The sequence below is a fragment of the Bordetella genomosp. 10 genome, assembly GCF_002261225.1.
Lineage (GTDB): Bacteria > Pseudomonadota > Gammaproteobacteria > Burkholderiales > Burkholderiaceae_B > Bordetella_C.
Window position 1 is genome coordinate 2,994,968 of sequence record NZ_NEVM01000005.1, and the last position, 12,134, is coordinate 3,007,101.

Sequence of the window (12,134 nt, forward strand, 5' to 3'; positions counted from 1 at the left end):
GAAAGATATGTCCATCAAAATTACGCAAGAGGATAACGCAGTACCGCTCCGCACGCGATTAAGACAACTCCGCGCGGCCTTGCCCGACGACCAGCGCCGGCGCGGCGCCCTGCTGATGCGCGGCCGCCTGTACACCTGGCTGGGCCTGGCCCGCGACGCCGCCCTGAAGGCCGGCCGGCCGGCGCCCTCCATCGTGGCGGCCTATTGGCCCTTGCAGGACGAACCCGATCTGCGTCCCCTGCTGGAACAGTGGGTGGAGGCGGGGATCACGGTGGCGCTGCCGGCGGTCCGCGAACGCGGCCAGCCGCTCGAATTCCGTCCGTGGACGCCGGACGCCCCCATGGCCGAAGGCCCCTACGGCATCCAGGAGCCGCTGGCCGGCACGGCCGTCCTGCCCGACCTGGTGCTGGTGCCCACGCTGGGCTACACCCCGCTGGCCGACCGGGTGGGCTACGGCGGCGGCTACTACGACCGCACCCTGGCCGCCTTCCAGGCCGCCGGCCATGCCTGCACCCGCATCGGCGTGGCCTGGAGCTGCGGCCGGCTGGATCCCATCGCACACGTGCCGCAGCCCCACGACGTGCGCCTGGACGCCGTGCTCACGCCGGACGGCTGGGTGCCCAAGGCGCCCTGAATTCCCTGGCCTGAATCGCCCGGCCCTGATTCACCCGCCTCTGAACCGCCTGAATCACCAGCGCGCCATGAATCATCCTGGCGCCGCGCGCCCCCGCCCTGCCCCGAGACGCACCATGTCGGGGCATTGTTTTTTGCCGCCGGGCCGCCCCAAGGCAAAAACGCCCCCTCGGGGGGCAGCAAGCGGCGATAGCCGCGCGGCGTGGGGGCATTTTTTGGCTATTACCTGCGCGCTCATCGGGCAAATCCTGAAAGACATCCGCGCGCCGCTGCCCTATAACTAAAAAAGCAGCGTGAAACCATGCCGGGCATCAACCAGGAAGGACGCCCAAAAAGTTGGCATGCGTGTTGCTTATTGTCCACTACCAGGCCCCAACAGGCTGTAGCGCGGGCTGCGTCCCGCGTATCGAGGAGGAGCCACATGATGGACACACGGTCCGGCCGCATCGCGGCTTATGACGAAATGGTGGACGGCGACGGCGCGATACGTCCCCATTACCAGGAATTCCAGCACTGGCTGGCATCGCAATCCGACGAGGTCATGGCGGCCCGGCGGGTGGAGGCGGATCTCAGTTTCCGCCGCGTGGGCATCACTTTTTCGGTCGCCGGCGACGATGCCGGCACCGAGCGCCTGATCCCTTTCGACCTGGTTCCGCGCATCATCCCCGCGCACGAATGGCGCGAACTGGACGCCGGCCTCAAGCAGCGCGTGCGCGCGCTGAACATGTTCATCCACGACATCTACCACGGCCACGACATCGTGCGGGCCGGCATCGTGCCCGCCGAACAGGTCTTCATGAACGCCCAGTACCGGCCGGAAATGCAGGACGTGGACGTCGCCGAGAATATCTACTGCAACGTCGCCGGCATCGACGTGGTGCGGGCCGGCCAGGGCGAGTTCTACGTCCTGGAAGACAACCTGCGCGTGCCTTCCGGCGTGTCCTACATGCTGGAAAACCGCAAGATGTCGATGCGCCTGCTGCCCGACGCCTTCGGCCGCATCAACGTCAAGCCGGTGGCCCACTACCCCGACCTGCTGCTGGACAACCTGCGTGAAGTCGCGCCGGGCAACATCGACGATCCGACCGTGGTGGTGCTGACGCCGGGCCAATACAACTCGGCCTACTTCGAGCATGCCTTCCTGGCGCAGCAGATGGGCGTGGAGCTGGTCGAGGGGCGCGACCTCTTCGTCGAGCAGAACACCGTCTACATGCGCACCACGCGCGGCCCGCGCCGCGTCGACGTCATCTACCGCCGCCTGGACGACGACTTCCTCGACCCCCTGTCCTTCCGCGCCGACTCGGCGCTGGGCGTGCCGGGCCTGCTGTCGGTCTACCGCGCCGGCCGCATCACGCTGGCCAACGCCATCGGCACCGGCATCGCCGACGACAAGTCGACCTACCTGTACGTGCCGGACATGATCCGCTTCTACCTCGGCGAGGAGCCCATCCTGCAGAACGTGCCCACCTGGCGCTGTTCGCGTCCCGACGAACTGTCGCACGTGCTGGCCAACATGCAGGACCTGGTGGTCAAGGAAGTGCACGGCGCCGGCGGCTACGGCATGCTGGTGGGCCCGTCCTCGACCCGCGCGCAGGTGGAGGCCTTCAAGGAGCGCGTGCGCGCCCACCCGGCGGCCTACATCGCGCAGCCGACGCTGGCGCTGTCCACCGTGCCGACCTATGTCGAAAGCGGCGTGGCCCCGCGCCACGTCGACCTGCGCCCCTACGTGCTGTGCGGCAAGGAAATGCGCACCGTGCCCGGCGGTCTGTGCCGCGTGGCGCTGACCGAAGGCTCGCTGGTGGTCAACAGCAGCCAGGGCGGCGGCACCAAGGACACCTGGGTACTGGAGGAGTGAACCATCATGCTTAGCCGTACCGCCGACAATCTGTTCTGGATGTGCCGCTACGTCGAGCGCGCCGAGAACACCGCCCGCATGCTGGACGTCAACCTGCAAATGTCGCTGCTGCCGCAGGACGAGGCCACCCGCGAACGCGCCTGGCGCGCGCCGATGCGCATCTCCGAACTGCAAAGCCAGTTCGACGCCCGCTACCCCGACGGCTCGCCGCAGGACGTGCTGCGCTTCATGGTGCGCGACGAGGACAACCCGTCGTCCATCTACGCCTGCCTGCGCATGGCCCGCGAAAACGCCCGCGCCGTGCGCGGCAGCCTCACCACCGAAGTCTGGGAGACCTACAACGCCACCTGGCTGGAACTGCTCAAGCACCTGCGCACGGGCCTGCCGGAACGCAATCCGGGCGAGTTCTTCGAATGGGTCAAGTTCCGCTCGCACGTGGCCCGCGGCGTGACGATAGGCACCATGCTGGAGGACGAGGCGCTGGACTTCATGCGCCTGGGCATGCACCTGGAGCGCGCCGACAACACCGCGCGCATGCTGGACGTCAAGTTCCACGAGTACGGGCACGGCGACGATGCCCCCAGCGCGGTGGAGCGCGCCAGCGAAACGCACACCGAGTTCTACCGCTGGTCGGCCATCCTGAGCTCGGTCTCGGGCCTGGAGATCTACCGCCAGGTCTACCGCGACGTCATCACGCCCGACCGCGTGGCGCAGTTGCTGATCCTGCAAGGCGACATGCCGCGTTCGCTGCTGGCCTCGGTGCGGGAGGTGGCGGGCACGCTGTCGCGGGTGTCCAACGACCGCTCCGCCGAAACCGAGCGGCGCGCCGGCAAGCTCTGCGCGGAACTGCAATATGCGCGCGTCGAGGACATCCTGGCCGGCGGCCTGCACCGCTACCTGGAACAGTTCCTCGACCGCGTAAGCGACCTGGGCAATCGCATCAGCCAGGACTTCCTGCTCCCGATATCGGCATAACTCAAGGACGCTGGCCATGAAGCATTTCATCAAGCACGTGACGCACTACCACTACACCGCTCCCGTGACGTACAGCATCCAGACCCTGCACCTGACGCCGCGCCCGGAGGAGCACCAGCGCTCGCTGCGCTGGCACATCGAGGCGCCCGGCGCCATGCAGGAACAGGTCGACGCCTACGGCAACGTCACCCACACCCTGACCCTGAACCGTCCGCACGACGAAATCGAACTGCGCGTCAGCGGCCAGGTGGAGATCGATCCCCTGCCCTACGGCGTGGTCAACGGCGACGAGAGCCGGCTGCCGGTGCACGCGTATTGCGTGCCCACGCCGCTGACCGAAGCCGACGACGCCATCCGCGCCTTCTGCCGGGAAGTGTTGCCGCAAGGCCTGTCGCGGCCGGAAGACAGCCTGACCCTGGCCAGCGCGATCTGCGAGAGGGTCGCCTACGAGCCCGGCACCACCGACGTCACCACCGCCGCCGGCCAGGTGCTGGCCCTGGGCCACGGGGTGTGCCAGGACCACGCCCATCTCTTCCTGGCCTGCGTGCGTTCGCTGGGCGTGCCGGGCCGCTACGTCAGCGGCTACCTGTACACCGAAGCCGACCACGCCGCCAGCCACGCCTGGGCCGACGTCTGGCTGCCCGGCCTGGGCTGGAGCAGCGTGGACATCACCAATCGCCAGTTCGCTTCCGAATGCCACTGCCGGCTGGCGGTGGCGCGGGACTACGACTCGGCGGCGCCGGTGCGGGGGGTCCGCAGCGGCGGCGGCAAGGAGTCGATGACGGTGTCCGTGCAGGTCCAGGCGGCGCAGCAGTAATACAATGCCCGGATAGTCTTTCCTCCTATCCCGATAATGACTTACTGTGTAGCGGCCCGCCTGCGCGACGGCCTGGTTTTCCTGTCCGATTCGCGCACCAACGCGGGCGTGGATCAGATCAGCGTCTTCCGCAAACTCACCGTGTTCGAGCGCCCCGGCGAACGCGTGATGGTCCTGATGACCTCAGGCAACCTGGCCGTCAGCCAGGCCGTCGTCAACCTGCTATCGATGCCGGACAGCGAACATCCGGCATCGATCTGGCGCGCCGCCAATATGTTCGAGGCGACGCGCCTGGTCGGGGAGGCGGTGCGCCAGGTGCACAAGCGCGATGCCGAGGCCCTGCACGACCAGGGCGTGGAATTCAACGTCAACCTGATCTTCGGCGGGCAGATCCGGGGCGAAGGCTGTCGGCTGTTCCAGATCTACTCGGCCGGCAACTTCATCGAGGCCCACGACGAATGCCCGTATTTCCAGATCGGCGAAGCCAAGTACGGCAAGCCCATCCTGGACCGGGTGCTGCAACCCGACACCTCGCTGGACGAAGCGGCCAAGTGCGCGCTGATTTCCATGGATTCGACGCTGCGCTCGAATCTCTCGGTGGGCTTGCCGCTGGACTTGTTGCTTTATGACAACAATGCGCTGCGGGTCACGCGCTTCGCCAACATCGACGAGCACAACGAATACTTCAACCAGATCCGCAATAGCTGGGGCGAGCGGCTGCGCCAGGTCTTCGTGGAAATCGAGGATCCGGTGTGGACCGATCCTCTCAGCCCCGACAGCCTGGTGCCCGCGGGCCGCGTGCACCAACCGGTGCGCGTGCTGCCCGGCAGCGCCGAACCCACCAGCTTCTCGCCCCTGCAATCCCTGGCCGAAAGCCCGGACACCTTCCAGCACCGCTGAACGGGCGGGCAAGGGCTTTAGAGGCTTAAAGGACTGAAGGGGCTGAAAGGACTCAAAGGTCCAGGTTCTTCCAGATCCCCATCGGCGCTTCGGCGTTGTTCAGCGTGTAGAAGTGCAGCCCGGGCGCGCCCTGGTCCAGCAGGCGCTGGCAAAGGCCGGACACGACGTCGACGCCGAAGGACCGGATGGACGCCTTGTCGTCGCCGAATTCGGCCAGGCGCATGCGGATCCAGCGCGGGATCTCGGCGCCGCACATCTGCGAAAAACGCAGCAACTGGCTGTGGTTGGTGATGGGCATGATGCCCGGCACGATGGGCACGTCCACGCCCTTGGCGCGCGCCCGGTCGACGAAATCGAAATAGGCGTCCGGGTTGAAGAAATACTGGGTGATGGCGCTGTCGGCCCCCGCCCGGACCTTGTCGACGAAATGATCGAGGTCGGCCGACGGGCTTTCCGCCTGTGGGTGGGTTTCCGGATAGGCGGCGACTTCGATGTGGAACCAGTCGCCGGTTTCTTCCCGGATGAAGGCCACCAGGTCGCGCGCGTACCGCAATTCGCCGGCGTCGCCGCCCATGCCGGACGGCAGGTCGCCGCGCAAGGCCACGACCTGCTTGACGCCTTCCTCGCGGTAGGCGCGCAGGATGCCGCGCAGGTCTTCGCGCGACGCGCCCACGCACGACAGGTGCGGCGCGGCCGGCACGCCGAGGTTGCGCATGGTGCGCACCGTGCCGGCGGTGCCTTCGCGGGTGGAGCCGCCGGCGCCGAAGGTGACGCTGACGTAGCGCGGATGCATGGCCAGCATCTGCTTGGCGGCGCGAACCAGCCGCTCCTGGGCCGCGATGTCGCGCGGCGGAAAGAATTCGAGGCTGAGCGCCGGCGTCTTCGTATCGGTCATGAGCTTACGAGCATGGAAAGCAGGCCCGAAATGATCGAGTACAGCACCGCACCGATCATGGCCCACCAGAAGCCGTTGACCTGGAAGCCCTTGAGGATGGAGCCGGCGAACCAGAACAACAGCGCGTTGAGAACGATGAGAAAGAGACCCAGCGTGACGATGGTGATGGGCAGCGTCAGCAGCACCAGCACCGGCTTGACCAGCATGTTGAGCAGCCCCAGCACCAGGGCGGCGATCAGGGCCGATCCGAAACTGGCTACCGAGATGCCGGGCAGCACGTAGGCCACGATCAGCAAGGCGACGGCGTTCAGTATCCAGACGAGTATCAAGCTCATAGTGGGTCTCCCGCGAGATTGGACGAACAAGGTTGGCGTATGCATCGGCCGATGCATCCCGGCAAAGGATACGACGGAACGACGCGCCGGAATGACACGCCGGCATCGGCCAGGGCGGTCCCGCGTCCGGCGGACGCGGTGGACCTGACCCTATTTTGCGCCAAAATCAATAACGGTAGTGATTGCTCTTGTAAGGACCGTCAACCGAGACGCTGATGTAGTCGGCCTGTTCCTTGGTCAAGGTGGTCAGGTTCACGCCCAGCTTCTTCAGGTGCAGGCGCGCGACCTTTTCGTCCAGTTGCTTGGGCAGCACGTAGACCTGGCCCTTGGTGTAGGCCTCGTTGCGCGTGAACAGCTCGATCTGCGCGATGGTCTGGTTGGTGAAGGACGAGGACATCACGAAGGACGGGTGGCCGGTGGCGCAGCCCAGGTTCACCAGGCGGCCCTTGGCCAGCAGGATGATGCGCTTGCCGTCGGGGAAGATGACGTGGTCGACCTGGGGCTTGATCTCTTCCCATTGCAGGCCTTCCAGGCCGGCGACGTCGATTTCGTTGTCGAAGTGGCCGATGTTGCAGACGATGGCCTGGTCCTTCATGCGGTCCATGTGGGCGCGCGTGATGACGTTGTAGTTGCCCGTGGCGGTGACGAAGATGTCGGCCTTGTCGGCGGCCTCTTCCATGGTCACGACCTTGTAGCCTTCCATCGCCGCCTGCAGGGCGCAGATGGGATCGATTTCCGTGACCCAGACCTGGGCGCGCAGGGCCATCAGCGCCTGGGCGCAGCCCTTGCCCACGTCGCCGTAGCCGGCCACCACGGCGACCTTGCCGGCCACCATCACGTCGGTGGCGCGCTTGATGCCGTCGACCAGCGATTCGCGGCAGCCGTACAGGTTGTCGAACTTGGACTTGGTGACCGAGTCGTTGACGTTGATGGCGGCGAAGGCCAGTTCGCCCTTCTGCGACATCTGGTACAGGCGATGCACGCCGGTGGTGGTTTCCTCGGTCACGCCGCGGATCTGCGCCAGGCGGGTCGAGTACCACTTGGGATCGCGCGCCAGGGTGGCCTTGATGGCCGCGAACAGCACGCGCTCTTCCTCGCTGCCCGGCTTGGCCAGCACGGAGGCGTCTTTTTCAGCCTTGGCGCCCAGGTGCAGCAGCAGCGTGGCGTCGCCGCCGTCGTCCAGGATCATGTTGGCGTGTTCGCCATTGGGCCATTCGAAGATCTTGTGGGTGTAGTCCCAGTATTCGGCCAGGGTCTCGCCCTTGACGGCGAACACCGGCGTGCCGCCGGCGGCGATGGCGGCGGCGGCGTGGTCCTGGGTCGAGAAGATGTTGCACGAGGCCCAGCGCACGTCGGCGCCCAGGGCCGTCAGGGTCTCGATCAGCACCGCGGTCTGGATGGTCATGTGCAGGCTGCCGGCGATGCGCGCGCCCTTCAGCGGCTGCGCCGCGGCGTACTCTTCGCGGGTGGCCATCAGGCCGGGCATTTCGGTTTCGGCGATGGCGATTTCGCGGCGGCCCCAGCCGGCCAGGCCGATATCGGCGACGATGGAATCGGCCACGGACTTATCGGAAACGGTGTTCATTGTGATTGCTCCACATGAGAAAACGGACGGCGCTGCCGCGCGGCCGGCGGGACGAGCGCGCGGACCCGCCCATGCCTGTGGGGGTCCGGCCGTACCGGTGGAGAACCAGACGGCGTACTCGTCTTCACCGCAGCGATGCAGTAAAGATGAGCGCCGTTTCATGGCGCCGCGCGAACGCGGCATGCCTTGGAATGCTTGAGCCTGGCGGACCCGCCGGCAGCGATGGCGTCCATCGATTTGCCCGGCCTGTCCGTCGCAACGCTCCTCAAGCGTGGGCGATATTGTAGCGGGTGGCCGGCGTCAGCGATACCGGGCCGCCCGCCGGCGCGGGCGCCCGGGCTTCGCCCCCCGATCCAGGGCCCGCCGGCGCCCCCCGTTCAGAACGAAATGGACGTGCTCAGCCACAACCGGCGTCCGTCGTCCACCAGCCAGTTGCCGTCCAGGCCGTCGGTGCGGGCGCGGTAGTCCACCGGCACCCGCTTGTCGGTGACGTTGAGGACCGACAGGCGCATGGTGACGTTCTTGTTCACCACGTAGCTGGCGCCCAGGTCATAGGTCGTGGCGCCGGGGCGGCGGCGGGTGGTGGTCGAGGCGTTGCGGTAGTTCGCCCAATACTGCTCGCTCTGCACGTGGGCGGCCGCGTACAGCGCCCATTTCTCGGCGGGCTCCCAGTCGGCGCGCAGGTTCAGGGAATGACGCGGCGTGCGGTCCAGCGGCTTGCCCTTGAGCGAGGTGCCGTCGAACGCCGTTTCGTCGTCGCTCTTGCGCTTGGACGCCGTGTACGTGTAGTTGGCGGAGAACTTGAGCGCGTCCGTGACGGGCAGCGTCAGCGAGGTTTCCACGCCCTTGAGGGTGGCGCGGCCGATGTTGCCCCAGGCATAGGTCGCGCCGGCGCTGCCGCTGCAGCCGGAAATGCACTGGCTGTAGATCTTGTCGTGGAAGTCGTTGTGGAAGAAGGTGATGCCGCCGGCCGTGCCGTCCGGATCCGTGTAATGCAGGCCGAGTTCGGTATTGGTGCTGGTCTCCGGCTTGAGATCGGGGTTGCCGGCGATGGTGCCGCGCGGCGCGCCCACGGCGCCGCCCGTGGCCTGGTAGTAGTCGGGCGCGACCTGGCGCAGTTCGGGCGCGCGGAAGCCGCGCGCCACGCCGCCCTTGACCGTCCAGCCCGGGCTCACCTGGTAGACCAGGTAGCCGCGCGGGCTCCAGTGCTGGCCGTAGAACTCGTGATGGTCCATGCGCAGGCCGCCGGTGAAGCTGAGCCGGTCGGTCAGCGCCCACTCGTCCTCGCCGAACAGCGCCCACGAGTGTTCGCTCAGGCGGCTGACGGTGTTCATCTTGGCGCTGGAAGCGGCCTCGTTGTCCGTGCCCGAGAGCTTCTCCTGCAGGAACTGGCCCCCCAGCGTCAGGATGTGGCTGGACAGCGGCACCACCGCCTTGGCGTCCAGCACCGTGGTGCTCAGCCGGGTGTCGGGATAGCTGGTGGTGTCGGCGCCGCCGATGGTGTTGTGCGAGGTGCCGATCTCGTGCTGTAGCGACACCGTGGTGTTGCCCCAGCCCCAGCGGCCTTCGTGCGTGGCGCGGAAATGCGTGTCGCGCATGTTCAGGCGGTAGTCGTCGGTGCTGTCGTCCAGCGATTTGCCGGTGGTGGCGTAGCGGAAGTATTCGTCCTGCCCCGCCTCCAGCGTGATGTCCTGGCCGCTCGTCGGCTTGATGTTGAGCTTGGCGGTCACGCCGCGGTCGCGGATGCCGTAGCTGCCGTCCTGCACGTCGGCCTCGGTGCGGCCGTTGGCCTTGCCGTAGATCTGCAGGCCGACCTTGTCTTCCTTGATGGGGCCGGCCAGGTAGAAGTCGGCCTGGCGGCTGTTGCCCAGCCGGCTGTGCTGTTGCAACACGGTGCCCAGGTCGATGTTGCCGGTCCATTTTTCCGGCACCTTACGGGTGATGATGTTGATCACCCCGCCCAGCGCGTCCGAACCGTAGAGCGAGGACATCGGGCCGCGGATCACTTCGATGCGCTCGATGGCCGCCAGCGGCGGGATCTGCGCGCCCTGCACCATGCCCAGCTCTTCGCGGTTCAGCAGCTCGCGCGTGCCCTGGCGCACGCCGTCGACCAGGATCAGCGTGTACTTGCCCGGCATGCCGCGGATGTTGATGTCCTGCTTGTTGGCGCTGGCGCCCACCACGCTCACGCCCTCGACGTCGGTCAGCGCGTCCTGCAGGTTGGCGTAGGGTTTCCGGGCGATCTCCTCGCGCGTGAGCACGGTGACGCTGGCCGGCGCCTCGGCGACCGATTGCTCGTAGCCGGTGGCGGTCACGGTGACGGTGCCCAGGGTCTGGGGGGCGGCTTCGCCCGAACGGGCGGACGGCGAGACGGCGGCGGCGGCGGCCGCGCCCGTGGCCGCGGGCGTCGCCGGCGCCTGGCGCAATACGTAGGCGCCGCCGTTGCCGGCGACCGCCGTCAATCCCGTCCCCGCCAGCAGGCTGTCCAGCGCGGCCTGCGTGTCGAAGGTGCCGCGCAAGCCGGCGCTTTGCCGGCCCCGCACCAGCTCGGGCGCGGCGGCCAGCGGCACGCCGGACTCGGTCACGAAACGCGCCAGCGCGATGTCGAGCGGCCCCGCCGGAATATCGTAGGCGCGGGCGGCGGACGCCTGGCGCGCCGGGTTGCCCGCGGCCTGGGCGTGGGCCGCGGGCTGCCATGTTGCCGCCCCCAGGCCGACGAGCAGCGCCAGATGGATGGCGGCCGCGAGCCGCGTGGGGCGGAGTCCCGCTTGCGTTCGCGCCGGCGCGCTGGAAACGTGCGCCGCGGCGGCGGCCACGGCATGGGAGGGCTGGTAAGACATGGCGAAAACAATTCCTCGTGCAAGGTATTTGGTGATGGATACGGACCGCCGTGCCGCCGGGCGCGGCGGCGCCGGCCGGCGAACCGGACCGGGGCCGCGTCGCGGACGGCTGGGCGATCCCTTCACCCCCTTAATCGAACGAGCGGCCGAAAAGTAGAAGCCATCCGCGAAAATTTTTTCGCGGGCCGTGCCGGGGACGGCGGCGCCAGGGGAAGGAGGGTCGGCTGGGAGGGGTCGGCGGCCGAAGCAGCAGGGGCGCCGAGGGAATCGGCGGCGAGGTCAGCCGCCCGGCGCCGCGCCGCGCGCTTCGATGCTCACCCACCACGGCAGCGTGCGCCGGACGCGGATGGGCAGCACGGCTTCGAGCATCGCCAGGGCCTGGTCCGGGCGGTTGAGCGGGTAGCCGCCGAAGACCGGCAGATCGGCCACCTCCGGCGCCAGGCCCAGGTGGCCCGGGTAATAGCGCCGCAGTTCCCCCACCACCTCGCGCAGCGGCGTGTCGCGGGCGACGAGCAGCCCGCGCGTCCAGGCCTCGCGGGACGGATCGGCGGCTTCGGTCGCCGCCAGCGCCGCGCGGGTGAAGCGGGTCTGTCGGCCGGTGGGGATGACGGCGCCGGCGTCCGTGCCAGCGGTGCGCACCTGGACGGCGCCCTCGTAGACGGCCAGGAAGGTCTCGTGCGCGTCCTGGCGCACGGCGAAACGGGTGCCCAGGGCCTGCATCCGGCCTTGCGGCGTCTCGACGTAAAATGGACGCCCCTGCGGATCGGCCGCGGTGTCGACGAGGATTTCTCCCCTGACCAGATGCAGGCAGCGCCGGTCCGTCCGGTAGTCCCGGTTGAAGGCGCTCTGGGCGTTGAGCCACACGCGGGTGCCGTCGGACAGCACGACGTCGCGCACTTCGCCGGTGCCGCTGCGGTAGTCCGCCACCCATGCCAGGGCCAGCCGCGGCAGGTCCGTCTGGCGCCACGCGGCCCAGCCGGCCAGGCCGCTGCCGGCCAAGGCGGCCAGGCCCAGCAAGGTGCGCCGCTGGCGCGCCCGGTCGCCGCTGGCCTGCCGGTAGGCGGCCAGCGCGCTGCCCCGCTCCGGGCTGGTCTTGATCGGGTCGAAGCGGCGGCTGATGCGCTCGACGTAGCGCCACGCCTCCCGGTGCTCGGCCGACTCGGCCAGCCAGGCTTCCCAATGGCGCCGGTCGGCGGCCGTCGCCTCGCCCGAATCCAGGACCGCGAACCAGCCGGCGGCCTGCTCCAGGCTGCGGTGCGACGGTTCGGCGGCGGGCGGGTCGAGGGAGGATGCGGTCAC

10 protein-coding genes and 1 riboswitch are annotated in these 12,134 nt (G+C 68.3%); of the genes, 5 read left to right on the plus strand and 5 right to left on the minus strand.

Annotated elements, in window-relative coordinates; translation table 11 throughout:
• The first annotated feature begins 7 nt into the window (after positions 1 to 7).
• From CAL29_RS29395 to CAL29_RS29415, 5 genes are all read left to right on the plus strand, one after another.
• Positions 8 to 634 carry a 5-formyltetrahydrofolate cyclo-ligase gene (locus tag CAL29_RS29395; protein ID WP_094856396.1) on the plus strand — a complete coding sequence of 209 codons (627 nt, stop codon included), beginning with the start codon at positions 8 to 10 and terminating at the stop codon, positions 632 to 634.
• Between the two features lie 423 nt (positions 635 to 1,057).
• On the plus strand, positions 1,058 to 2,488 hold the full coding sequence (locus CAL29_RS29400; protein ID WP_094856987.1) for a circularly permuted type 2 ATP-grasp protein: 1,431 nt from the start codon (positions 1,058 to 1,060) through the stop codon (positions 2,486 to 2,488).
• Between the two features lie 6 nt (positions 2,489 to 2,494).
• Positions 2,495 to 3,463 (plus strand): alpha-E domain-containing protein, encoded by a 969-nt coding sequence (locus CAL29_RS29405; protein WP_094856397.1) that lies wholly within the window; start codon positions 2,495 to 2,497, stop codon positions 3,461 to 3,463.
• 16 nt (positions 3,464 to 3,479) lie between these two features.
• The gene (locus CAL29_RS29410) at positions 3,480 to 4,280 is read left to right on the plus strand and encodes a transglutaminase family protein (RefSeq protein WP_094856398.1); all 801 of its coding nucleotides are present in this window, start codon (positions 3,480 to 3,482) and stop codon (positions 4,278 to 4,280) included.
• A gap of 36 nt (positions 4,281 to 4,316) precedes the next feature.
• On the plus strand, positions 4,317 to 5,180 hold the full coding sequence (locus CAL29_RS29415) for a proteasome-type protease (RefSeq protein ID WP_094856399.1): 864 nt from the start codon (positions 4,317 to 4,319) through the stop codon (positions 5,178 to 5,180).
• Positions 5,181 to 5,232: 52 nt separating this feature from the next.
• Here CAL29_RS29415 and metF read toward each other — a convergent pair whose 3' ends face one another.
• The 5 genes from metF to CAL29_RS29440 all read right to left on the minus strand — a co-directional run bounded on the left by metF (position 5,233) and on the right by CAL29_RS29440 (position 12,134).
• The gene (metF, locus tag CAL29_RS29420) at positions 5,233 to 6,075 is read right to left on the minus strand and encodes a methylenetetrahydrofolate reductase [NAD(P)H] (RefSeq protein WP_094856400.1); all 843 of its coding nucleotides are present in this window, start codon (positions 6,073 to 6,075) and stop codon (positions 5,233 to 5,235) included.
• Complete coding sequence (locus tag CAL29_RS29425; RefSeq protein ID WP_094856401.1) at positions 6,072 to 6,410, minus strand: phage holin family protein; 339 nt, start codon at positions 6,408 to 6,410, stop codon at positions 6,072 to 6,074. Before CAL29_RS29425 ends, metF begins: the two co-directional genes overlap by 4 nt.
• Positions 6,411 to 6,576: 166 nt before the next feature.
• Positions 6,577 to 7,995 (minus strand): adenosylhomocysteinase, encoded by a 1,419-nt coding sequence (gene ahcY, locus CAL29_RS29430; RefSeq protein ID WP_094856402.1) that lies wholly within the window; start codon positions 7,993 to 7,995, stop codon positions 6,577 to 6,579.
• 141 nt (positions 7,996 to 8,136) lie between these two features.
• Positions 8,137 to 8,268, minus strand: a riboswitch (S-adenosyl-L-homocysteine riboswitch).
• Positions 8,269 to 8,372: 104 nt separating this feature from the next.
• The gene (locus CAL29_RS29435) at positions 8,373 to 10,835 is read right to left on the minus strand and encodes a TonB-dependent receptor domain-containing protein (RefSeq protein ID WP_094856403.1); all 2,463 of its coding nucleotides are present in this window, start codon (positions 10,833 to 10,835) and stop codon (positions 8,373 to 8,375) included.
• A 279-nt stretch (positions 10,836 to 11,114) separates the two neighbouring features.
• Positions 11,115 to 12,134, minus strand: coding sequence for a FecR family protein (locus CAL29_RS29440; RefSeq protein ID WP_256977797.1), 1,020 nt, complete (start codon positions 12,132 to 12,134; stop codon positions 11,115 to 11,117).

Excerpts from the sequence above, each read along its gene's own strand:
- CAL29_RS29395 (WP_094856396.1), top strand. The coding sequence starts at position 8 with ATGTCCATCAAAATTACGCAAGAGGATAACGCAGTACCGCTCCGCACG.
- CAL29_RS29400 (WP_094856987.1), top strand. The coding sequence starts at position 1,058 with ATGGACACACGGTCCGGCCGCATCGCGGCTTATGACGAAATGGTGGAC.
- CAL29_RS29405 (WP_094856397.1), top strand. The coding sequence starts at position 2,495 with ATGCTTAGCCGTACCGCCGACAATCTGTTCTGGATGTGCCGCTACGTC.
- CAL29_RS29410 (WP_094856398.1), top strand. The coding sequence starts at position 3,480 with ATGAAGCATTTCATCAAGCACGTGACGCACTACCACTACACCGCTCCC.
- CAL29_RS29415 (WP_094856399.1), top strand. The coding sequence starts at position 4,317 with ATGACTTACTGTGTAGCGGCCCGCCTGCGCGACGGCCTGGTTTTCCTG.
- metF (WP_094856400.1), bottom strand. The coding sequence starts at position 6,075 with ATGACCGATACGAAGACGCCGGCGCTCAGCCTCGAATTCTTTCCGCCG.
- CAL29_RS29425 (WP_094856401.1), bottom strand. The coding sequence starts at position 6,410 with ATGAGCTTGATACTCGTCTGGATACTGAACGCCGTCGCCTTGCTGATC.
- ahcY (WP_094856402.1), bottom strand. The coding sequence starts at position 7,995 with ATGAACACCGTTTCCGATAAGTCCGTGGCCGATTCCATCGTCGCCGAT.
- CAL29_RS29435 (WP_094856403.1), bottom strand. The coding sequence starts at position 10,835 with ATGTCTTACCAGCCCTCCCATGCCGTGGCCGCCGCCGCGGCGCACGTT.